Consider the following 21,028-nt stretch of genomic DNA (forward strand, 5'->3'; position numbering starts at 1 on the left):
CGGGATCGTGAGGTCGACGGCGTCCACGGCGGTCGCCGCGCCGTAGCGCTTCGTCACGCCGGAGAGCACGAGTGCTGTCATGGGCTGGAAAACTCCTGAGACGGGGTGAGGCGGGCGCTGGACGCTCGTGGAGCGTCCGACGAACCCTCGCGGGGGTGGGCCTGCCGGATCTACGGTTCCGGGGCGTCGTCGCCGATGCTCGTCCAAGCGCTGCATGGGCTGCGCCCGGCGCCTCGCCTCGGACACCGATCCCCCGCCGGCCCTCCGCCCGGAGGTTCTGCCGGACGCGCTCAGCCGACGATCAGCTCGGTCCACTTCTGGTTCAGCCAGTCGGCCTTCGACACGTAGAGGTCGTAGCGCGGCACGATCGGCTCGGAGGTGGAGGAGACGGCCGCGAACTCGGCGTCCGTCAGGTCGAGGAGCGAGCGCTGGATCACCGGCGCGGTGCCGACCTTGCGGGCGAGCAGCGCCTGCGTCGCGGGCTGCGTCATGTAGTCGATGAACTCGTGCGCGATGTCGAGCTTCGTCGAGGCCTTGCTGACGGCCCAGCAGCCCGAATCCGAGATGCCGCCTTCCTTCGGGAAGGTCGAGCGGACCGGCGCGCCCTTGGAGGCCGCAAGGCCCGTCACGTCGTGGTAGTACTGGCCCATCGGGATCTCGCCCGACTTCAGCGCCGCCTCGAACTGCGCCTCGTCGCGATACCAGAGCTGAACGTTCGGCTTCACCTCGGCCAGCTTGTCCATGACCTTGAGGATGCCCTCCTCGGTGTCGAGCACCTGCGTGCCGCCGAAGAAGGTCTTGGCCGTCACCTCGAGGAGGAACGAGTTCGAGACGAGGGCGAGGAGACCGAGCTTGCCTTCGTTCGCCGGGTCCCAGAAGGCGGCCCAGCTGTCGGGTGCGGTCGGGTAGGCCTCGGTGTTGGTGACGAGGTTGATGTACCACGCGACGGCGCCGACGCCCGCCACCCGCTCGTCCGGGTACTTCACGAGGAAGGGCGGCAGGATGTCCTTGGCGTTCTTGATGCGCGCGAGGTCGAGCGGCGCCCAGAGCTCGGTCGACAGGCCCTTGCGCATGGCGACCTGGCTGATCATCGACACGTCGGCCGGCGCGACGCCCGCGCGCGCCGCCTGCTCCAGTTGCACCAGCCAGGCCTCGCCGGTCGGCTCGGCGATGCCCTCCACCGCGATGCCCGTCGCCTTCGTGAAGGCGGGGAAGACGTTCTCGTCGAAGGAATCCTTGAAGTAGCCGCCGTAGACGCCGACCTTCAGCGAGCGGTCCTGCGCGCGCAGGATGCCGGGCATGGCAAGTGTCGCGGCGCCGGCCGCCGCGCCCAGAAGCACCGTGCGGCGGGTCGGATGGGCGATGGAAGTCGTCATGTCGCTTGTCTCCGTTCGGTGGATCGTCAGGCTGGGACGCCGGCGCGGCCGGGCGAGAAGGGCACGAGGCTCAGGATCTCGAACAGCATCTGCGCGCCGGCATGGGCGGTGTTGGTGGTGGCGTCGTACTGCGGCGCGACCTCGACGAGGTCGCCGCCGACGAGGCGGATGCCGGCGAGCCCGCGCAGGAGGCTCTGGGCCTCGCGGGTCGACAGGCCGCCGATCTCGGGCGTGCCGGTGCCGGGCGCGAAGGCCGGGTCGAGGCTGTCGATGTCGAAGGAGAGATAGACCGGCGCGTCGCCGACCGTCCGCTTCGCCATCTCGACGATCCGGGGAATGCCGAGCTCGGTGATCTCCTCGGCGTGGATCACGGTCATGCCGGATTCGGTCGAGAACTCCCAGAGGTAGTCGGACGAGCCGCGGATACCGATCTGGATGGTGCGCGTGGGATCGAGCACGCCGTCGAGCACCGCTTGGCGGAAGGGCCCGCCGTGGTGGAACTTGCAGCCGTCGAAGGGGCCGCTCGTGTCGCAGTGCGCGTCGATATGGATCATCGCGACGGGCCGCTCCCGTCCCAGCGCACGAAGGATCGGCAGCGAGATCGAATGGTCGCCGCCGACCGAGAGCGGGATGACGCCGGCGCCCGCGATCTTGGCCAGCGTCGCCTCGATGTCCTCGTGCGAGGTGGCGAGGTCGAAGCGCGAGCGGAACGGCACGTCGCCGACATCGGCGACGGCAAGGTCCAGCGTCGGCATCGTCTTCAGGACGTGGTTGTAGGGCCCGACGCGCTCGATGGTGCGCAGCGCCCGCGGCCCGAAGCGGCAGCCGTTGCGGTTGGTGACGCCGAGATCCATCGGCACGCCGAGCAGTGCGACGTCGAGGCCGGAAAAGTCCGGCGCCGACCAGTCGGTCGGCCGGTGCGGCGCGTCGAGGAGCGTCGGCACGCCGGCGAACGGGGCGACGCGCGTCCCCTTCGGATCGAAGAGCTTCGAGGCGACGCGGGCGAAGCCCTCGTCGTAGATGCGGCGTTCGTTGTCGCCGCCGAAGCGGGCGCGCAGGGCTTCAAGATCGAGGGTCATGCGGGGGCGTCCAGTGCGTAGGGAACGAGGGCAAGGCGGCGGGCGATCTCGGCGATCGACGGCGCCTCGACATTGGCGAAGGCGATGCGCAGGAACCGGTCCTGGCCGGGGCCGAAGAACGAGCCGGGCAGGGTGACGATGCCGAACTCGCGCGCGAGGCGCTCGGCGACGACGGCCGAGGGCGTGCCCGCGAACGGATGCTCGACGAAGGCGAAGTAGGCGCCGATCTGCCGGATGCGCCAGCCGGCAAGACCCGCGAACGCCTCGCGGAACGTCGCAGCCCTCTCGGCGATCGCCGCGGCGCTGGCGCGGCGATAGTCGCCGAGCGCCTCGATCGCCCAGGGAAGCGCCGCCTGCGCCGGGCGCGGGGCGCAGATCTGGATGCAGTCGATCACCTTCTCGATGTCGGCCATCAGGGCGGCGCCCGCGATCAGCGCGCCGATCCGGTGGCCGGGGATCGCGTAGCTTTTCGAGAAGGAATAGAGCGCGACGAGATGGTCCTCGGCCGCCGGCGCCGCGAACAGCGTGTGTGGACGGGCCTCGTCGTCCAGGAAGTCGCGATAGGTCTCGTCGAGAACGAGCGTCACGCCGGCGCGGGCCGCGATCTCGAGGATGCGGGCGAGGAGCGCGTCCGGATAGACGGCGCCGGTCGGATTGTTGGGCGAGACGAGGACGACGGCGCGCGTGCGCGCGTCGATCATCGCCTCCAGCGCGTCCGGATCGGGCAGGAAGCCTGCGGCGGCGTCGAGCGGCAGCGGACGCGGCTCGATGCCGAGCATCTCCAGCGTCATCTGGTGGTTGAAGTACCAAGGCGTCGGCAGGATCACCGCGTCGCCCGCGCCCGCCAGCGCGACCATGGCGGCGAAGAAGGCCTGGTTGCAGCCGCTGGTGATGGCGACTTGCGAGGGGTCGATCGGGGTTCTGTAGCGCTCCGAGACATGCGCCGCATAGGCCCGGCGAAGGGCGGGATCGCCGAGAATGTCGCCGTAGCGGGCCTGCGCGGGCGCCCCCGCCGCCTCGGCGAGGCGCGCGGCGAGTTCGGGCGGCGGCGGCCGGTTCGGAACCGCCTGGCTGCAGTCGACGAGCGGCCCATGGGCGCCGTCGTAGAGCGCGGCCCAGCGTCCCGCCTGCGCGATCGGCGGCACCGCGACACGGGCAAGGCGCGTCGTCGCCGCCGTCATGCCAGGCATTTCGTCGAATGGAAGCGGGAGACCGTATGCATGCGGAATGATCACATTGGGCCGGTGGCGTGTTGTTGACCATAGGATCGGGATCGACGCGCGCGCCATAGGCTTCTATCAAGGTTCACCTTGATGATCGTCCAGGGAAAGGCGGGTTCGATGCGTGTCTCGGGAAGTGACCTGCGTCTTCTCCAGGTGTTCGACGCCGTGGTGCGCGGGGGCGGCTATGCCGGCGCCGAGGCCGAACTCAACATCGGCCAGTCGACGATCAGCAACCACATGACCGCGCTCGAGGAGCGCATCGGCTTCTCGCTCTGCCAGCGCGGGCGCGGCGGCTTCCGGCTGACGGAGCGCGGCCAGGCGGTGCACGAGGCCTCGCGACGCCTCGCGCAGGCGCTCGGCGACTTTGCCGCCGATGTCGCCGCCCTCAAGGGCGAGCTTCGGGGCGAGCTGCGCGTCGCCATCCTCGATTCCGTGGCGAGCGATCCCGCTAACCGCATCACCGAGGTGATCGCCGCCTTCGGCCGCACGGCGCCCGACGTGCGGCTGGTGCTGGTGCAGGAGCGGCCGCAGGACATCCAGCCGAAGGTCGCCGAAGGGCTCTACCATTGCGGCATCGGCAGCCATCGCTCTCGCGTCGAGGGGCTGGACTACCGCCCGCTCTACGAGGAGAGCCACGGCCTCTACTGCGGCGCCGGCCACCCGTTCTTCGAGCGGCCCGACGCGGAACTGACCGACGAGGTGTTGGCCGCCGCGCCCTATGTCCATCGCGGCTACTGGCGCGAGGAGGACGGCATGCGCCGCATCCGCTGGCGCATCGAGGCGACGGTGCAGCAGATCGAGCCGGAACTCATCCTGATCCGCTCCGGCCGCTTCATTGGCTTCCTGCCGCATCACGCGGCTGAGGCCGATCTTGCCGCCGGTCGCATGCGCCGCATCCGGCCGGGCGATGTCGGTTATGTCTGCCTGTTCGAGCTCTATACGCCGCGCGCGAGGCGCGGCAGCGACGTCCTCACCGCGTTTCTCGCCAGCATCGAGACGGCCTGGCCGGCCAGCCCGTGACGGGCGCCGCCGCTCAAGTTTGACGATAGGGCTGGAGCGCGTCGAGGAAGCGGCCGGCGTCGCCGCGCATCGCCTCGACCTTCGTCTCGTCCATATGCGAGAGCGTGTAGACCGTCCGGCTCATGCGCGGATTGTCCTCGAAGCGCTCGCGGTGGCGGGCGATGAAGTCCCAGTAGAGGTAGTTGAACGGGCAGGCGTCCTCGCCGGTGCGCTGCTTCACGTCGTAGCGGCAGTGGCCGCAGTAGTTCGACATCTTGTTGATGTAGTTGCCCGACGCCGCATAGGGCTTCGTCGCGAAGACGCCGTCGTCGGCGTAGAGGATCATGCCGACGACGTTCGGCATCTCCACCCATTCGTAGGCGTCGTGATAGACGACGAGATACCATTCCTGCACCTCCACCGGGTCGAGACCGGCGAGAAGGCAGAAGTTGCCGATCACCATGAGGCGCTGGATGTGGTGGGCGTAGGCGTTGGCCGCGGTCTCGCCGATCGACTGCTTCAGGCAGTTCATGTCCGTGTCGGCGGTCCAGAAGAAGTCGGGCAGCGGGCGCGTCGCCTCGAGCGCATTGCGCGCGCCGTAGCCCGGCATCTCGCGCCAGTAGACCCCGCGCACGAACTCGCGCCAGCCGATGATCTGGCGGATGAAGCCTTCGGCGGCATTCAGCGGCACCGTGCCGGCGCGGTAGGCGGCCTCCGCCGCCTCGCAGCATTCCCGCGGATCGAGAAGGCCGCAGTTGATCAGCGCCGACAGGTGGGAGTGAAAGAGAAGCGGCTCGCCCTGGCGCATCGCGTCCTCGTAGGCGCCGAAATCCGGCAGCGCCTTGCCGGCGAACCACGCGAGGTAGCGCTTCGCATCGCTTCGCGTCACCGGATAGTCGAAGTCGGCGAGCGAGCCGAAATGGTTGCCGAAGCGACGTGCGACTAGCGCCAGCACTCCTTCAGTCGTCTCGTCCGGCTCGAAATGCGGTCGCTGGGGTACGATGATGCGTTTGGGGAGCGGCTTGCGGTTCTCGGCGTCGAAGTTCCAGCGGCCGCCCTCCGGCTTGCCGTCGGGGCCCATCAGGTAGCCGGTGCGCTCGCGCATGCCGCGATAGAACGCCTCCATCAGGAGCGACGACCGGTCCCCGGCGTAGGCTTCGAACTCGTCGAGCGAGCACAGGAAACGGTCGTCGGGGCGGATCTCGACGGGGACGCCGAACGCGGCCTCCCAGCCCTTCATCATCTCGAGAACGCGCCATTCGCCGGGCTCGGTGACGACGACGCGGCTCGCCTTGTGGCGGGCGATGGCGTCGCCGAGCGCCTCGCCAAAGCTTGCGGCCTTCCGCTCGCCCCCGAGGCTGAGGTAGTCGACGCGGACGCCGTCCGCCTTCAGGTCGGCTGCGAAGTGCCGCATGGCGGCGAACAGGAAGGCGATCTTGCGCTGGTGGTGGCGCACATAGGTCGCCTCGTCGTCGACCTCCGCCATCAGCACGACGTCGCCCTTGGCAAGGTCCGACAGGCTCGACAGGTTGCGCGACAGCTGGTCGCCGAGAACGAAGCGGATCGTGGTCATCGGTGCGGCGGCATCCTCGGGCGGCGGTGGTCACCGCTAGATGACCGCCGTGCCGGTCGCTTCAAGCCGTCCGCGCCGCAAGGCCGCATGACGGGTGCGGGATCAGCGCACCAGAGCGAGCATCGGGCCGTAGCCGCCGTGCCACGACGTGTCGTCGCGCCCGAGCGCCGGGTCGTAGAGCCCCGTTCCGTTGCCGCCGTCGAGGAACAGGGCGTCGGGGCAGCCGAGATGGTCGCGGAACAGCCGCGCGAAGTCGTGGAAGTTGACGCGCCCCTCGCTGATCGCGACGCGGACCCTACCGTTTTCGCACACGCCGACACCGCTGCGCCGCGTGCGGTCGCTGGAGCCGGGGATGAGGGCCGGGTGCAGCGCGCCGCCGATCACCAGCATCGGGCCGGACTGGGTGGCGAAGCGCACCTGCGGGCGCCTGGTCTCGAAGGCATCGCTCGAAAGGATGCCCGCGCCCGCCTCGCCGAGAAAGAAGACGCCGTTCGGCTGCTTGTAGAAGTTCGGGATGCTGCCGGGCGAGCCGGTCATCACCGTCCGGTCGAGCGGTCGCAGCTCGCGTCCGTCCTCGACATAGAGGCCGATCGGCGAGAAGTCGGTGTCGTACATGCCGGCGTTGACGGCAAAGATCAGCGTGCGGCCCTCAGGTTCCAGCGCTTCGGCAAGGCTTGCGAACCGCCGGAACGGCGCGCCGTCGGAACCGCGCCAGAAGAGCCGGAGGTCGGAGGCGACCGGGTCGACCGTACAGACGAGATAGGCCGCGTCCTCGAAGCGGTCGGGCGCGCAGGGGCTTGCCGCCTCCTCGGCCTGCGCCGGCAGGCCACTGAAGAGCCACGTCCACAGGCCGATCGCCCCAACCAGTCGTCGCATGTCGAGCCTCCGCCAGCGTTGCCCCGCTCCTTGCCCGATGCGGCGGTGCGGGGCAACGCCGGCGGATGCGGTCGCTACAGGAAGTCGGCGCGGTGCGGCGTGAACGTGTCGACGAGACGGCCCTTCTCCAGCGCCTTCACGCCGTGCCGCAGGCCGGACGGCACGATGAAGCAGTCGCCCGCGCGCAGCGTCTCGGTGCGCCCGTCCACGGTCACCTCGAAGGCGCCTTCCGCGACATAGCTCGACTGGACGTGCGGGTGCTCGTGCAGCCAGCCGACGCCGCCGGCCTCGAAGCGGAACTCCACCATCATGAGCTCCGGCGTCCAGCACACGATGCGCCGCTCGTTGCCGTCGGGCGTCGGCTCCCAAGTGCCGTCGCCGGCGCGTGCGAAGATGTCGGGGGTCGCGGTCATCGGGGTCACCTCGCCAGCCAGCCGCCGTCGACCGGCAGGATGGCGCCATGGATGTAGCGTGCGGCGTCGGCGAGAAGGAACACCGTCGCCGCGCCGATGTCGTCGGCCTCGCCCCAGCGACCGGCCGGGATGCGCTCGAGGATCGCGCGGGATCGGTCCGGGTCGGCGCGCAGCGCCGCCGTGTTGTTGGTCTCGATGTAGCCGGGCGCGATGGCGTTGACGTTGATGTCGCGCGCCGCCCATTCGTTGGCCAGGATCTTGGTGATCCCCGCGACGCCGTGCTTGGCCGCCGTGTAGGACGGCACGCGGATGCCGCCCTGGAACGACAGGAGCGAGGCGATGTTGACGATCCGTCCGGGCCGGCCGGCGGAGAGGCAGCTTCGCGCGAAGGCCTGAGACAGGAAGAACACCGACTTCAGGTTCACGTCCATCACCGCGTCCCAGTCGGCCTCGGTGAACTCGGTGGAATCCGCCCGCCGGATGATCCCGGCATTGTTGACGAGACCGTCGAGCGGCGCCTCGCCCATGATGTCGTCCAGCGCCTCGACGCCTGCCGCGACGTTCGACAGATCGACGCGGCAGCTCGAAAACACGCCGCCCGCCGCCTCGATTTCGGCGGCGGTCTCGTCCATCGCCGAACGGCCGATGCCGACGACCGTGCCCCCGGCGCGGGCGACGGCGAGCGCGATGCCCCGGCCGATCCCGGTGTTGGCGCCGGTCACTGCGATGCGGCGGCCCCGAAGGCTGAAGGGATCCGGGGTCATCAGCGCATGTCCTTCAGGGGCGCGGGGTCCATGTCGGTGTAGTCGACGTTGTCGCCCGCCATCGCCCAGACGAAGGCGTAGGCGCTGGTGCCGCAGCCCGAATGGATCGACCAGGGCGGCGAGACGACCGCCTCCTCGTTGGCCATGACGATGTGGCGCGTCTCGTCGGGCGCGCCCATCATGTGGAAGACCCGCGCCTCGGGGGGCAGGTCGAAGTAAAGATAGGCCTCCATCCGCCGGTCGTGGATGTGCGCGGGCATCGTGTTCCAGACCGAGCCTTCGGCCAGCTGGGTCATGCCGACGACGATCTGGCAGGTCTCGATCGTCGTCGTGTACTGGAAGATCGAGCGCTCGTTGGCGGTGGCGCGGGCGCCGAGATCCATGCGCTTGGCCGCCGCATGCGGCAGGTGCCGCGTCGGCAGGGCGCGGTGGGCGGGCGCCGACAGGAGATAGAGCCGCGCGGGATCGCCGGCATCGGCGGAGCGGAACGCGACGTCCTCGCCCATGCCGACATAGAGCATGTCGCGCGGCCGGAGCGTGTGGCTCTCTTCGCCGGCACGGATCTCCGCCGCGCCGCCGCCGACATGGACGACGACGAGTTCGCGGCGCTCGAGGAAACGCGCGGTGCCGTTGGGGCGGATGGTTTCGAGGGGGAGGGGATCGGCGCCCGGAACGGCACCGCCGACGATCATGCGGTCGTAGTGGGTGTAGGTGAGGCGGATGCGGCCGGGCTGGAAGAGGTCCTGGATCAGGAAGTGCCGGCGGAGGTCCTCGGTGCCCATGGCTGCTGCCGCATCGGGATGGACGGCGAAGCGTGTCTCGTGGTCGATCGTCATGATGGTCCTGGTTCCGTATCGGGAGGGCGCTGGCCGCCGGCGGCGGCGGCATAGGAGTCCTGTTGGTGGGCGAGGCGGCGGCGGTAGCGCTGCTGGGCGGAGGTGAGGTGCCGGCGCATCGCGTCGCGCGCGCCCGTCGGGTCGCCCGCCGTGATCGCCTGGAGCACCGCGAGATGCTCGCGCTGCAGACCCATCAGGTATTGCGGCGAGAGAACCTCGACCGAATACCAGGGCGAGGTGCGGTCGCAGGGGATGGTGCGGTCGCCGAGCGCGTCGAGGATGTCGACGTAGAACGGATTGTTGGTCGCCGCCGCGATCTCGCGGTGGAAGGCGAAGTCCGCCTTGCCGGTCTGCTCGCCGAGCGGGATGAGGCGGTCGAACTCGAAGAAGGCCTCCTGGATGCGGGCCGCCTGCGAGGCGTTGCAGCGCTCGGCCGCGAGCCCCGCGCTCTCGATCTCGATGCCCATGCGCACCTCGAGCACGTTGATCGCCTGGCTGATGCGGTCGCCGACGTCGGCGGCGATCGAGGCGATGCGGCGCTGCGGGTTCATCCGCACGAAGACGCCCGCGCCGTGGCGCGGCTCGACCAGCCCGTCGGCCGACAGGATGGCGACGGCCTCGCGCACCACGGTGCGGCTGACGCCGAAGATCTCGGACATGCGCGTCTCGGTCGGCAGCTTCTCGCCGACGGCGAAGTCGCCGGCGATGATCTGGGCGCGAAGCGCGCTGACGACGGACTCCGAGAGCTTCGCCTTGCGCTCGACGCGCCCATCCACGAATGCTTCGGACATCGGTCAGACCCTTATCGGAACACGGCTGGCAGCCACAGCGACAGGGCGGGAATGTAGGTCACGAGCAGCAGGACCACGACGCCCGCCCCGTAGAACGGCCATACGGAGCGCATCGCCTCCCATACCGTGATCCGGCCGACGGCGCAGGCCACGAACTGCACCCCGCCGACGGGCGGCGTGTTCAGCCCGATGCCGTAGTTCAGGATCATGATCACCCCGAAATGCACGGGATCGATGCCGTAGGCGGTGGCGATCGGCAGGAAGATCGGCGTCGTGATGATGATCGTCGGCCCCATGTCCATAAAGGTGCCGAGTAAGAGCATCAGGACGTTGAGGAGGAGGAGGATCATGATCGGGTTGTCGGACAGCCCCTGCATCCAGTCGACCAGCGTCGCCGGCACACGCAGGAACGCCATCAGCCAGGAGAAGGCGGCGGCCGTGCCGATGATGAGGAGGACCATGGCGGTGGTGCGCACCGCGCCCATCGTCGCGTGAACGAAGTCGGCCCAAGTCAGCTGCCGATAGACGAAGGTGGTGACAAGGAGTGCGTAGAGGACGGCGATGCAGGAGCTCTCGGTCGCCGTGAAGATGCCGGACCGCACGCCGCCGAAGATGATCGCGATGAGAAGGAGGCCGGGAACGGCGGCGGCCAGGAGATGGCCGATCACGAGGAACCCCTGGAAGGGCTCGGTCGGATAGCCGCGCTTTCGCGCCACGATATAGGCCGTAACCATCAGCGAGGCGGCGAGAAGCAGGCCGGGGATGATGCCGGCGGTGAAGAGGTCGGCGATCGAGATGCGCCCGCCCGCCGAGATCGAGTAGATGATCATGTTGTGCGAGGGCGGCAGGAGAAGCGCGATCAGCGCCGCCATCGAGGTGACGTTGACGGCGTAGTCCGCGCCGTAGCCGCGCGACTTCATCTGCGGGATCATGATGCTGCCGACGGCCGCCGCTTCCGCCACCGCCGAGCCGGAAATGCCGCCGAAGAGGGTCGAGGTCAGGATGTTGACCTGCCCCAAGCCGCCGCGCACGTGGCCGATGACGCTGGCCGCGAAGGCGACGATGCGCCCGGCGATGCCGCCGCGCACCATCAGGTCGCCGGCGTAGATGAAGAAGGGGATGGCGAGCATCGAGAAGACGCTCATGCCCGAATTCAGCCGCTGGAACACGACGAGCGGCGGCAGGCCCATATAGGCGACCGTGGCGAGGCTCGAGATGCCGAGGCAGAAGGCGATCGGCGTGCCGATCAGCATCAGGGCCGTGAAGCTGCCGAAGAGGATCAGGAGTTCCATGACGGTCAGCCCTTGGCGTTGAGGTCGGCCGCGTCGCGGCGCACGTCGGCGATGTTCTCGAGTTCGACCGCGATCTCGGACGGGGCGACCTCGTCGAGCGCCGCGTCGATCGGCGCGCCCGACAGGCGCAGGACGATGCGCTCCAGCGCGAACAGCGAGACGAGCGCCCCGCCGCCGACGATCGGGTAGTAGTCCCAGGCGCCGGAGATGCCGAGCGCGGGCAGCGTGGTCGCGGCGGTGAGCGCGACGAGGCTGGAGCCGTACCAGACCATGCCGATCCCGAAGACGAGGATCGCGATGTCGGAGATCATCCGCAGCCACTTCTTGCCGCCGGGCGGCACGACATAGAGGAGGACGTCGAAGCCGAGATGGTTGTTCTCGCGCACGCCGACGGCGGCGCCGAGAAAGATGAACCAGCTCATCAGCATCACCGCGCCGGGCTCGGTCCAGCTGGGCGAATCGTTGAGGACGTAGCGGCAGAAGACCTGCCAGCCGACCATCAGCGTCATCAGGACGAGCCCGATGCCCGCGACATAGAGGGCGGCGAGGTTGAACCGTGACAGGATCGGGACGCCATAGATCGGCTGTGCGGACATCGGATCATCCGTTGCGCGGGGGAGGCAGGGGTGCGGGGCGCCGATGCCGCGCGCGGTGACGCGCGGCCTTCGGCTGGCTGTGGAATAGGGGTCGGGGCCGGCGGTGCCGACCCCGATAGAGCCGCCTTTACTGCGTCGCGCGCACGTCCTCGACGAGCTTGCGCAGGACGTCGTCCTTCACGTGCTTGTCGTAGACCGGCTTCATCGCGTCGATGAAGCCCTGCTTCTCGACCTCGTTGATCTCGGCGCCGGCCTCCTCGACCTTCTTGCGCGAGCTCTCCGTCATCGCGGTCCACAACTCGCGCTGGCGTCCGACGCTGTCTTTGGCGGCCTGGCGGAAGATCGCCTGATCCTCCGGCGTCAGGGCGTCGAAGGCCGCCTTGTTCATCACGAAGACCTCGGGAAGGATCGTGTGCTGGTCGAGCGAATAGTACTTCGCGACCTCGACGTGGCGCGCCGTGTCGTAGCTCGGGAAGTTGTTCTCGGCCCCGTCGATGACGCCGGTCTCGATCGAGGAATAGACCTCGCCGTAGGGCATCGGGGTCGCATTGGCGCCGAGCGCCGACGTCATGTCGACGAAGATGTCGGACTGGATGACGCGGAACTTCAGGCCGGCGAGGTCCGCCACCGTGCGGATCGGCTTCTTGGAGTTGTAGAAGGAGCGCGAGCCCGCATCGTAGAAGGCGAGGGCGACGAGGCCGGCCGGCTCGAAGGCCGCCTTGATCTGGTCGCCGACCGGGCCGTCCATCACTTTGTGCATGTGCTCCTCGTCGCGGAAGACGTAGGGCAGCGCCGGGACGATCGTCTCCTTCACCGTGCCGTTGAAGGGCGCCATGGAGACGCGGTTCAGCTGGATGACCCCCGAGCGCACCTGCTCGATCGTGTCCTTCTCCTCGCCGAGCTGGGCGGAGTGGTAGACCTCCACCTCGTAGCGCCCGGCCGTGCGCTCCTTCACCAGCTCGCCGAAATACTTGACGCCCTCGACCGTCGGATAGCCGTCCGGGTGGGTGTCGGACGAGCGAAGGAGCGTCTGGGCGCCGGCTGCGCCCATGCCGAGAAGAGACGCGAGCGCGACGCCCGCCAAGAGTTTCATCATGCGCATTTTGTGTTCCTCCAAAGGGTCCGGGCTTTTCGCCCTGTTCTGGTCAGTCGTGCCTTGAGCTGCCTCGTCCGCAGGCGTCGGACGCCCGTCCGGGCTTGCGCCTTGCGTCGTCGATCGCGCTCGTTCGACGGCGTGGCGGTATCAGAGCCGGTAGGCCTTCTTGGCGAGGCCGTAGGCGAGGTCGTGGGCCAGCTCGTGCGCTTCCGCCTCGCGCAGGCGGTGCTCGGTGACGAGGCGGGCGAGGAAGGTGCAGTCGACGCGCCGCGCGACGTCGTGGCGCGCGGGGATCGAGGGGAAGGCGCGCGTGTCGTCGTTGAAGCCGACCGTGTTGTAGAAGCCGGCCGTCTCGGTCGTCGCCTCGCGGAAGCGGCGCATGCCTTCCGGGCTGTCGTGGAACCACCAGGCGGGGCCGAGCTTCAGCGCGGGATAGACGCCGGCGAGCGGGGCGAGTTCGCGCGCGTAGCTCGTCTCGTCCAGCGTGAAGAGGATGACGCTCGCGCGCGGATCGGTGCCGACGGCGTCGAGAAGCGGCTGGAGCGCACGCACGTAATCGGTGCGCGTCGGGATGTCGAAGCCCTTGTCTCGGCCGAAGCGGGCGAACATCGCGGCCGAATGGTTGCGGAGCGAGCCGGGATGGATCTGCATCACCAGCCCGTCCTCGGCGCTCATGCGCGCCATCTCGGTCAGCATCTGGGCGCGGAAGAGGGCGCGCTCGCCGGCATCGGCCGCGCCCCGGCGCACCCGGTCGAAGAGGCGGGCGGCCTCGGCCACCGATAGGTTGGCAGTCTCGGCGGTCGGGTGCCCGTGGTCGGTCGCCGTCGCGCCGAGCGCCTGGAACGCGGCCCGGCGCCGGCGGTGCGCATCGAGATAGCCGTTCCAGGTGCCGGTATCGGCGCCCGAGACGTCGGCGAGCCGATCGAGATTGGCGGCAAAGCCCTCGAAGTCGGGATCGACCACGGCGTCGGGGCGATAGGTCGGCACGACGCGGCCCTGCCAGCCGCTGTCGCGGATCGCACGGTGCGCCGACAGGTCGTCGAGCGCGCCGTCGGTCGTCGCGATGACCTCGATGCGGAAGCGCTCGAACAGCGCGCGGGGGCGGAAGGCGTCGGTCGCGAGCGCCTCGGCGATCGTGTCGTAGTAGTGGTCGGCCGTCCGCTCCGCGAGCGGGACGTCGAGGCCGAAGAGCGTCTGGAACGTGTAGTCGAGCCAGGACCGGGTGGGCGTTCCGCGAAAGAGATCATACGACTTGGCGAAGCGCCGCCAGATCGTCCGCCCGTCCGTCTCGACCGGCGCGCTGTCCAGCGTCGCGACACCGAAGTCCTCCAGCCGGTGTCCCTGGCTGAACAGCATACGGAAGATGTAGTGATCGGGAACGATCAGGAGCTGGGCGGGATCGGGGAAGGCCGCATTCTCGGCGTACCAGCGGGGATCGGTGTGCCCGTGGGGGCTGACGATCGGCAGGTCCCGGACGCCGTCGTAGAGATCGCGGGCGACAGTGCGCAGGGCGGGGTCGGCCGGAAACAGGTAGTTCGGGTCGATCAGCGCCATGTTGGTCCCGCCCCTCCCAAGGCAGGACCAACGTAGCGTCGGTCAGGAAATCATGTCAACATACGACTTGAAAACTTGTACGATGACTTCGTCTCGCGCTGTGGATCTCGGGGCTCGCATCGAGCGGCCCCGGGTGTCGCTGTCAGAGCGTCAGAAGGACCGCGGCGGGAACGGCGACGCCGAAGGCGATGATCGAGGCGATGAGGGCGAGGAACGGCAGGTTCGAAACTTTGGTCACGGGAGGGTCTCCAAAACAGACGTCCGGCCTTGCCGGACCGTCGCGGGGAACCCAAAGCACGACGTCCTCCGGCTGTAAGCTGGACGGATTGTCCAACCCTCGCCCATGGGGATCAGAGGTCGGAGGGGACACGTCGCCGGCGAGCGGCGGGAGCGCCCGCGGGGAAGGCGGCCGCGCTTGAGGAGGAATGGATGAAGCTCGGATTGATCGGTCTCGGCATGGCCGCGGCCCCACATGTCGCGGCGTTGAAGGCGCTCCGCGACCGGGTCGAGGTGGCCGGCGTGTTCAGCCCGTCGGTGGAGCGCCGCACGGCCTTTGCCGCCCGGCACGGCTTCACGGCCGCGCCGAGCCTCGAGGCGATCCTCGACGATCCGTCGATCGATGCCGTCATGCTCCTGACGCCGCCCTCGACCCATCTCGATCTCGTCCGTCGAACGGCGGCGGCCGGCAAGTCCGTGCTCCTGGAAAAGCCGCTCGAGGTCGACGGTCGGCGGGCACGGGCGCTGGTGGACGTCTGCGAGGCGGCGGGCGTGACGCTCGCCATCGTCCTGCAGAACCGCTTCCGCCCGTCGATCGAGGCGGCCGGGCGGCTCATCGCCGACGGCGGTCTCGGCGAGATCGTCAGCGTCGGTGCGCGCCTGTCGAATTTCCGCCCGCAGAGCTACTACGACGAGGCGGGCCGGGGAACACGCGCGCGGGACGGCGGCGGCGTGCTCCTGACGCAGGGCATCCACACGCTCGACGCGATGATCGCGCTCGTCGGTCTGCCGCTCGAGGTCGTGGGCCTCGCCAAGACCAGCCGGGCCCACCGGATGGAGACCGAGGACGTCGCCCATGCGGTCCTGCGCTTCGAGGGTGGGGCGCTCGGGGCGGTCAGCGCCACCACGGCGACCTTTCCCGGCTTTCCCGACGCGATCGACATCTTCGGCACCAGGGGATCGCTGCGCTTCGACGCGGACGGCGCCGATCTGTGGCTCGTCGACGGCCCGCACCGCCGGATCGACGACGGCGCCAGCAGCAACGGGGCGGGCGCCGACCCGATGGCCTTCTCCGGCCTTAACCACCAGCGCGTGCTCGCCGACTTCCTGGAGGCCGTCGCGCACCACCGGACCCCGCGCGTCTCCGGGCGCGAGGCGTTGAAGGTGCATGCGCTGATCGAGGCGATCCTCGCCTCGTCCGAGGCCCACGGACAGCCGGTGCCGGTCCGGATCTGAACCGCGGCCGGTTCGCGTCCCGATGGTGAAAAATGGCAGCCAGCCGTCTTGCCGCCGCATGTCGGCGCGTGAGATTCCTTCGCACATTTGCGTGCGAGCGGCTGGAAACTCAGGGGCACGGTCCGACCGATGGTCGTGACGCGCAAGCCCCCGAACCCTTTTCTTGACTCGGCGCAGCGCGTCCTCCGGCCGGCGGGACCATGACCCCCCGCCATCGGCCTATATCGCCGCGCGATAACTGAACACATGTTTTCCATATTGACAAAATGTTCACGAATTGAGATCGTGCGGTCGTGGAGATGGCGCTCGGCGGCGCGGCGGAGGACGGATCCGCCGGACAGATCGGGCGGATGGGAGGATGGATGGTTGAGATCGTCGACCACGCTGGGCGGCCGGTGAAGCACGGCCGTGCGCGGGTGAACGGCATCCGCATGCACTACGTGACGGCGGGCACGGGCCCCGCGCTGCTCCTGATGCACGGCACGCCGAAGACCCACTATTACTGGGCGAAGCTCATGCCGCTCCTGACGGAGCACTTCACCGTGGTGGCGCCGGACCTGCGCGGCTTCGGCTACACCGACAAGCCGCCTGTCGAGGAGGGCTACGACAGCCTCACCAACGCCAATGACATGGCGGAGCTGATGACGCAGCTCGGCCACCACGAGTTCCACCTCCACGGCGAGGACCGCGGCGCCGAGTTCGCCTATGTGCTCGCCGCCACGCAGCGCGACCGGGTGAAGACCCTCTCCTTCTGCGAGATGCTCCTCTCGGGCGAAGGGCTCGAGGAGTGGTCGAACTTCACGCCCGACAACATCTCCGCCCAGTACCGCCAGCAGGGCGTCTGGGTCTGGCACATCCCCTTCTTCTGGATCCCCCACCTGCCCGAGATGCTGATCCAGGGCCGCGAGCGCGAGTTCTGGGAGTTCTGGATCAAGGCCGAGACCTGGAACCCGACGGCGATCTCCGACGAGGCCATCTCGGAATGGATCGCCCGCCTCTCGGCGCCGGGCGGCCTGCGCGGCTGTCTCGAGACCTATCGCGCCGGTCTCAAGAACGGGCGCATCAACAAGGAGCTGAAGGAAAAGAAGCTGACGCTCCCGATCATGACGGTCGGCGCGCCGGAATTCTTCGGCCCCCTGGTGCGCGACCAGATGCTCAAGGTCTCCGAGGGCGTCGAGCGCTCCGAGGTCTTCGAGGAATGCGGCCACAGCCTCGCCTGGGAGGCCGAGGAGCGCCTCGCCACCATGCTGCGCGAGTTCATGCTGAACCGCGCCTGACACGACCGGCGCGCCGCGCGAGGAAACCGGCGCGCCCCCGACATCCGAACGTCTGCCAAAACCTGATCTTCCGGGAGGAAATCCATGCGCATGTTCCAGCGCGCCGCCTTCGGCGCCGCCCTCTTCCTGTCCGGCTCGGCGCTCGCCACCGGTGCCTTCGCCGCCGACAACATCGCGGCCGATCTCGACCAGCCGCTCTGGTATCAGGCGCCGAGCGAGAAGACGCTCGAGCTCGCCAAGATCGACGATCTCTCCTCGACCGTCGTCAGCGACGGCCAGCGCGGCGAGAAGGGCGTTCTCGGCTCCTCGATCCAGCTGACTCCCGAGCAGATCGACAAGGTGAAGGCGGGCAAGTTCAAGGTCGCGATCTCGCTCGGCTGGCTCGGCGACGACTGGGCGTCGGAGCAGCTGAACGGCCTCAAGGAGAACTTCGCCTCGCTCGGCATCGAGGTCGTGGCCGAGACCAACGCCAACTGGGACGACGCCAAGCAGATCTCCGACCTCGATTCCATCGCGGTCCTGAAGCCCGACCTCCTCGTCTCGATCCCGCTGAACGGCCAGACCACGGCCGCCGCCTACAAGCGAATCGCCGAGGCCGGCACCAAGGTCGTCTTCATCGACCAGGCGGTCGACGGCATGGATCCGGGCAAGGACTACGTCTCGATCGTCTCGTCCGACAACCTCGCGCTCGGCATGTACATCGCCGACGAACTCGCCCGCGCCATCGGCGGCAAGGGCGATGTGGCGGCCATGTACTTCGCCAACGATTTCTACGTCACCAACCTGCGCTACGAGGGCTTCGTCGCCCGCCTGATGGCGAAGTATCCCGACGTGAAGCTCGTCGCCGCCGCCGGCCACGACGACCCGAACAAGGGCCAGGAGGTGGCGCAGGCGCTGCTCGCCCGCTACCCCAACCTCAACGGCCTCTACGGTTCCTGGAGCATCCCGGCGATGGGCGCGGCGACCGCCGCCCAGATCGCCGGCCTGTCGCCGGAGAACTTCAAGATCGTCTGCGAGAACTTCGACCAGATCGTCGCCGCCAACATGGCGGGCAAGGGCTTTATCGCCGGCATCTCCTCGCAGCGCCCCTACGACCAGGGCGCGGCCGAGGCCAAGGTCGGCGCCCTCGCGCTGATCGGCGAGACGACCCCGCCCTACGTCGTCGTGCCGCCGCTCGCCGTCAACCGCGAGAACCTGCCGGCGTCCTACAAGACGATCTACCGCCACGACCTGCCGGCCGAGATGTCGGCCGCCCTGTCGAACTGACGAGCCGGCGGAAGCGGCGTTGTGCCGCTTCCGCCGTCTTGCCCAAAGCCGCCGTTCGCTGCGCATCGAGGAGCCAGAGGGCATGCAGGACGCGACCATCCTTGAGATGCGGGACATGGAGAAGTCGTTCAACGGCATCCCGGTCCTCAAGAAGGCGCAGTTCGAGCTGCGCCGCGGCGAGATCCACGCCCTGATGGGCGGCAACGGCGCCGGCAAGTCGACGCTGATGAAGATCCTGACCGGCGTCTACACCCGCGATGCCGGGACGCTGACGCTCGAAGGCCGCGAACTGAACTTCCAGACTCCGCTGGAGGCGGAAGCGGCCGGCGTCGCGATGATCTTCCAGGAACTCAGCCTCGTGCCGACGCTCACCGTCGCGCAGAACATCTTCCTCCACCGCGAGCCGCGCCGCGCCGGCGGCCTCCTCGACGACGGCGCGGCGCGCCGGCGCGCGGCCGAAATCCTGAAGGACCTCGGCGAGGACATCGACCCGCGTACGCCCGTCGAACTCCTGTCCACCGGCGCGCGCCAGATGGTGGAGATCGCCAAGGCGTTGTCGAAGAACGCGCGCGTCCTCATCATGGACGAGCCGACCTCCTCGCTCTCCGAGACCGAGACGCAGTCGCTCTTCCGCATCGCCCGCCGCCTCAAGGAGAGCGGCATCTCGATCGTCTACATCTCGCACCGCATGTCGGAGATCTTCACGATCTGCGACCGCGTGACGGTGATGCGCGACGGCCAGACGGTGCTGACCGACGAATGCCGCAACGTCGGCATGGACGGGCTGATCGAGGCGATGCTGGGCTCCGGCTCGGTCGCCTCTCTGACCTATCGCGAGCGCGCGCGCGAACCGAACGCGAGGCCCGTCCTCGAAGTGGAGGGGCTCGACGTCGGCAACCGCGTGCGGGGCGCGAGCTTCACGGTCGCGGCCGGCGAGATCGTCGGCCTTGCGGGCCTCATGGGCTCGGGCCGCACCGAGATCGCGGAGGCCATCTTCGGCGTGCGCCCGATCGGAGCCGGGAGCGTCCGGATCGACGGCAAGCCGGTGACCTCGACCGCCGAGGCGATGGCCGCCGGCGTCGCGCTGGTGCCGGAGGACCGCCGCCGCCAAGGCCTCGTCCTCGAGCACACGGTCCACGACAATTTCATGCTTCCGAGCCTCCAGCGCTTCGGGCGCGGGCTCTTCGTGCGCGACCGCGAGGCGGCGAACGAGGGCGAGGCGGCGGTGCGCGACCTCAAGATCCGCACCGACGGCCTGGGAAAGGTCGTGCGGCTCCTGTCGGGCGGCAACCAGCAGAAGGTCGTGCTGGCGAAATGGCTCGCCCGCAATCCGCGCCTCCTGATCCTCGACGAGCCGACGGTCGGCGTCGACATCGGCGCCAAGGCCGACATCGTCGCGATCGTGCGCGCGATCGCCGACAAGGGCACGGCCGTCGTCGTCATCTCCTCGGAGTTCGAGGAACTTCTCGCCCTCAGCGACCGCCTCGTCGTGCTGCACGACGGCGCCGTCGTTCGAACCATGGAACGCCGCGACATCGCATCGGAGGAGGTGCTGCACCATGCAGTCCAAGGCTAACGCATCGGCGGCCCCGGCCGCAGCCGCCACCAAACCGGCGGTCCGGCGCTCGACGATCCAGTGGAGCGACTTCGTCGTCTACTTCTTCTTCGCGGCCGTTCTGCTCTTCTTCGCCGTCACGATCGGCGACAAGGGCTTCCTGACCACCGCCAACCTCTTCAACATCACGCGCACGACCTCGATGATCGCGGTCATGGCGATCGCGATGACCTTCGTCATCGCGGCGGGCGAACTCGACCTGTCGATCGGCTCGACGGCGGCGCTCTCGGCTCTCGTTGCCGCGCTCGTGATGCAGGCGGGCTTCGGCATCGTCGGCGGCGTCGTGGCGGCGATCCTCGCGGGCCTCGCCGTCGGGGCGATCAACGGCTTCTTCGTCACTGTCGTCAACATCCCCTCGTTCCTCGTCACGCTCGGCATGATGCAGTTCGTGCGCGGCCTCGACATGCGCCTGACCTACACCAAGCCCGTGGCGATCTCCGACACCACCTTCACCGGCATCTTCGGCTCCGGCAACGTGGCAGGCATCCCCTCGCTCTTCCTCTGGTCGCTCGTGATCGCCGCCGTCGGCCACGTCGTCCTGCGCTACACGTCCTTCGGCCGGCAGGTGCTGGCGACCGGAGGCAACCGCGTGGCGGCGCAGTATTCGGGCGTTCCGGTCAAGCGCATCAAGCTCTACTGCTTCCTGATCTCGGGCGCGGCGGGTGCGGTCGCCGGCATGCTCTATTCCGGCATGATGCAGACGGCGCGCTACAACTTCGGCACCGGCGCGGAGCTCGCGGCGATCGCGGCCGTCATCCTCGGCGGCACCTCGCTCTTCGGCGGCAAGGCGACCATCATCGGCACCTTCGTCGGCGCGCTCCTCATCGGCACGATCAACAACGGCCTGATCATCATGGGCCTCGACGTCAGCGAGCAGAACATGGTGGCGGGCGCCCTGATCGTCCTCGCCGTCGCCTTCGGCCGCAAGCGCGCCAGCGCCTGACGACGGC

19 protein-coding genes are annotated in these 21,028 nt (G+C 69.0%); 6 read left to right on the forward strand and 13 right to left on the reverse strand.

Features of this window, described 5'->3' with window-relative positions; genetic code table 11:
* Window positions 1-290: 290 nt before the first annotated feature.
* Genes QZ753_RS08435 through QZ753_RS08445 form a run of 3 tightly spaced genes read right to left on the reverse strand, consistent with a single transcriptional unit; the run spans window position 291 to window position 3,636 of the window.
* Window positions 291-1,376 carry an extracellular solute-binding protein gene (locus QZ753_RS08435; protein ID WP_294642750.1) on the reverse strand — a complete coding sequence of 362 codons (1,086 nt, stop codon included), beginning with the start codon at window positions 1,374-1,376 and terminating at the stop codon, window positions 291-293.
* A 26-nt stretch (window positions 1,377-1,402) separates the two neighbouring features.
* Window positions 1,403-2,455: an agmatinase gene (speB, locus tag QZ753_RS08440; RefSeq protein ID WP_294642753.1), complete on the reverse strand. Its 1,053-nt coding sequence runs from the start codon at window positions 2,453-2,455 to the stop codon at window positions 1,403-1,405.
* Entirely contained in the window at window positions 2,452-3,636 is a 1,185-nt protein-coding gene (locus tag QZ753_RS08445) for an aminotransferase (RefSeq protein WP_294642755.1), read from the reverse strand. Before QZ753_RS08445 ends, speB begins: the two co-directional genes overlap by 4 nt.
* Window positions 3,637-3,768: 132 nt before the next feature.
* Between QZ753_RS08445 and QZ753_RS08450 the strand changes: the two genes are divergently transcribed.
* Complete coding sequence (locus QZ753_RS08450; RefSeq protein WP_294642757.1) at window positions 3,769-4,698, forward strand: LysR family transcriptional regulator; 930 nt, start codon at window positions 3,769-3,771, stop codon at window positions 4,696-4,698.
* Window positions 4,699-4,711: 13 nt separating this feature from the next.
* Here the strand turns inward: QZ753_RS08450 and QZ753_RS08455 are convergent, their stop codons facing one another.
* The 10 genes from QZ753_RS08455 to uxaC form a co-directional block, all read right to left on the reverse strand.
* Window positions 4,712-6,250, reverse strand: coding sequence for a cryptochrome/photolyase family protein (locus tag QZ753_RS08455; protein ID WP_294642760.1), 1,539 nt, complete (start codon window positions 6,248-6,250; stop codon window positions 4,712-4,714).
* Window positions 6,251-6,352: 102 nt separating this feature from the next.
* Complete coding sequence (locus QZ753_RS08460) at window positions 6,353-7,126, reverse strand: phosphodiester glycosidase family protein (RefSeq protein ID WP_294642763.1); 774 nt, start codon at window positions 7,124-7,126, stop codon at window positions 6,353-6,355.
* A gap of 74 nt (window positions 7,127-7,200) precedes the next feature.
* On the reverse strand, window positions 7,201-7,539 hold the full coding sequence (locus QZ753_RS08465; protein WP_294642766.1) for a cupin domain-containing protein: 339 nt from the start codon (window positions 7,537-7,539) through the stop codon (window positions 7,201-7,203).
* A 5-nt stretch (window positions 7,540-7,544) separates the two neighbouring features.
* Window positions 7,545-8,303, reverse strand: coding sequence for a 2-dehydro-3-deoxy-D-gluconate 5-dehydrogenase KduD (gene kduD / locus QZ753_RS08470; RefSeq protein WP_294642768.1), 759 nt, complete (start codon window positions 8,301-8,303; stop codon window positions 7,545-7,547).
* Window positions 8,303-9,139 carry a 5-dehydro-4-deoxy-D-glucuronate isomerase gene (gene kduI / locus QZ753_RS08475; protein WP_294642770.1) on the reverse strand — a complete coding sequence of 279 codons (837 nt, stop codon included), beginning with the start codon at window positions 9,137-9,139 and terminating at the stop codon, window positions 8,303-8,305. Before kduI ends, kduD begins: the two co-directional genes overlap by 1 nt.
* Window positions 9,136-9,930, reverse strand: coding sequence for a FadR/GntR family transcriptional regulator (locus QZ753_RS08480; protein ID WP_294642771.1), 795 nt, complete (start codon window positions 9,928-9,930; stop codon window positions 9,136-9,138). Before QZ753_RS08480 ends, kduI begins: the two co-directional genes overlap by 4 nt.
* Window positions 9,931-9,941: 11 nt before the next feature.
* Entirely contained in the window at window positions 9,942-11,222 is a 1,281-nt protein-coding gene (locus QZ753_RS08485; protein WP_294642772.1) for a TRAP transporter large permease, read from the reverse strand.
* 5 nt (window positions 11,223-11,227) lie between these two features.
* Window positions 11,228-11,818 carry a TRAP transporter small permease gene (locus QZ753_RS08490; RefSeq protein WP_294642773.1) on the reverse strand — a complete coding sequence of 197 codons (591 nt, stop codon included), beginning with the start codon at window positions 11,816-11,818 and terminating at the stop codon, window positions 11,228-11,230.
* Between the two features lie 127 nt (window positions 11,819-11,945).
* Window positions 11,946-12,920, reverse strand: coding sequence for a TRAP transporter substrate-binding protein (locus QZ753_RS08495; protein ID WP_090964918.1), 975 nt, complete (start codon window positions 12,918-12,920; stop codon window positions 11,946-11,948).
* Window positions 12,921-13,061: 141 nt separating this feature from the next.
* The gene (gene uxaC / locus QZ753_RS08500; protein ID WP_294642775.1) at window positions 13,062-14,468 is read right to left on the reverse strand and encodes a glucuronate isomerase; all 1,407 of its coding nucleotides are present in this window, start codon (window positions 14,466-14,468) and stop codon (window positions 13,062-13,064) included.
* Between the two features lie 429 nt (window positions 14,469-14,897).
* Between uxaC and QZ753_RS08505 the strand changes: the two genes are divergently transcribed.
* From QZ753_RS08505 to QZ753_RS08525, 5 genes are all read left to right on the forward strand, one after another.
* A complete protein-coding gene (locus tag QZ753_RS08505) occupies window positions 14,898-15,920 on the forward strand; it encodes a Gfo/Idh/MocA family oxidoreductase (RefSeq protein WP_294642777.1) in 1,023 nt (340 codons plus the stop codon).
* A 362-nt stretch (window positions 15,921-16,282) separates the two neighbouring features.
* Entirely contained in the window at window positions 16,283-17,197 is a 915-nt protein-coding gene (locus QZ753_RS08510; protein WP_294642778.1) for an alpha/beta hydrolase, read from the forward strand.
* Window positions 17,198-17,281: 84 nt separating this feature from the next.
* The gene (locus QZ753_RS08515) at window positions 17,282-18,463 is read left to right on the forward strand and encodes a substrate-binding domain-containing protein (protein WP_294642779.1); all 1,182 of its coding nucleotides are present in this window, start codon (window positions 17,282-17,284) and stop codon (window positions 18,461-18,463) included.
* A gap of 82 nt (window positions 18,464-18,545) precedes the next feature.
* Window positions 18,546-20,039 carry a sugar ABC transporter ATP-binding protein gene (locus QZ753_RS08520; protein ID WP_294642781.1) on the forward strand — a complete coding sequence of 498 codons (1,494 nt, stop codon included), beginning with the start codon at window positions 18,546-18,548 and terminating at the stop codon, window positions 20,037-20,039.
* Window positions 20,023-21,021, forward strand: coding sequence for an ABC transporter permease (locus QZ753_RS08525; protein WP_294642783.1), 999 nt, complete (start codon window positions 20,023-20,025; stop codon window positions 21,019-21,021). Before QZ753_RS08520 ends, QZ753_RS08525 begins: the two co-directional genes overlap by 17 nt.
* The last annotated feature ends 7 nt before the right edge of the window (window positions 21,022-21,028 follow it).

Source organism: uncultured Aureimonas sp. (assembly GCF_913775355.1).
Classification (GTDB): domain Bacteria; phylum Pseudomonadota; class Alphaproteobacteria; order Rhizobiales; family Rhizobiaceae; genus Aureimonas.

What these genes read in the sequence shown, in the direction of transcription:
- QZ753_RS08465 (WP_294642766.1), bottom strand. Translation starts at nt 7,539, where the DNA reads ATGACCGCGACCCCCGACATCTTCGCACGCGCCGGCGACGGCACTTGG.
- uxaC (WP_294642775.1), bottom strand. Translation starts at nt 14,468, where the DNA reads ATGGCGCTGATCGACCCGAACTACCTGTTTCCGGCCGACCCCGCCCTG.
- kduI (WP_294642770.1), bottom strand. Translation starts at nt 9,139, where the DNA reads ATGACGATCGACCACGAGACACGCTTCGCCGTCCATCCCGATGCGGCA.
- QZ753_RS08450 (WP_294642757.1), top strand. Translation starts at nt 3,769, where the DNA reads ATGATCGTCCAGGGAAAGGCGGGTTCGATGCGTGTCTCGGGAAGTGAC.
- QZ753_RS08445 (WP_294642755.1), bottom strand. Translation starts at nt 3,636, where the DNA reads ATGACGGCGGCGACGACGCGCCTTGCCCGTGTCGCGGTGCCGCCGATC.
- QZ753_RS08515 (WP_294642779.1), top strand. Translation starts at nt 17,282, where the DNA reads ATGCGCATGTTCCAGCGCGCCGCCTTCGGCGCCGCCCTCTTCCTGTCC.
- QZ753_RS08495 (WP_090964918.1), bottom strand. Translation starts at nt 12,920, where the DNA reads ATGCGCATGATGAAACTCTTGGCGGGCGTCGCGCTCGCGTCTCTTCTC.
- QZ753_RS08435 (WP_294642750.1), bottom strand. Translation starts at nt 1,376, where the DNA reads ATGACGACTTCCATCGCCCATCCGACCCGCCGCACGGTGCTTCTGGGC.
- QZ753_RS08505 (WP_294642777.1), top strand. Translation starts at nt 14,898, where the DNA reads ATGAAGCTCGGATTGATCGGTCTCGGCATGGCCGCGGCCCCACATGTC.
- QZ753_RS08520 (WP_294642781.1), top strand. Translation starts at nt 18,546, where the DNA reads ATGCAGGACGCGACCATCCTTGAGATGCGGGACATGGAGAAGTCGTTC.
- QZ753_RS08490 (WP_294642773.1), bottom strand. Translation starts at nt 11,818, where the DNA reads ATGTCCGCACAGCCGATCTATGGCGTCCCGATCCTGTCACGGTTCAAC.
- QZ753_RS08485 (WP_294642772.1), bottom strand. Translation starts at nt 11,222, where the DNA reads ATGGAACTCCTGATCCTCTTCGGCAGCTTCACGGCCCTGATGCTGATC.
- QZ753_RS08480 (WP_294642771.1), bottom strand. Translation starts at nt 9,930, where the DNA reads ATGTCCGAAGCATTCGTGGATGGGCGCGTCGAGCGCAAGGCGAAGCTC.
- QZ753_RS08510 (WP_294642778.1), top strand. Translation starts at nt 16,283, where the DNA reads ATGGTTGAGATCGTCGACCACGCTGGGCGGCCGGTGAAGCACGGCCGT.
- QZ753_RS08460 (WP_294642763.1), bottom strand. Translation starts at nt 7,126, where the DNA reads ATGCGACGACTGGTTGGGGCGATCGGCCTGTGGACGTGGCTCTTCAGT.
- speB (WP_294642753.1), bottom strand. Translation starts at nt 2,455, where the DNA reads ATGACCCTCGATCTTGAAGCCCTGCGCGCCCGCTTCGGCGGCGACAAC.
- kduD (WP_294642768.1), bottom strand. Translation starts at nt 8,303, where the DNA reads ATGACCCCGGATCCCTTCAGCCTTCGGGGCCGCCGCATCGCAGTGACC.
- QZ753_RS08525 (WP_294642783.1), top strand. Translation starts at nt 20,023, where the DNA reads ATGCAGTCCAAGGCTAACGCATCGGCGGCCCCGGCCGCAGCCGCCACC.
- QZ753_RS08455 (WP_294642760.1), bottom strand. Translation starts at nt 6,250, where the DNA reads ATGACCACGATCCGCTTCGTTCTCGGCGACCAGCTGTCGCGCAACCTG.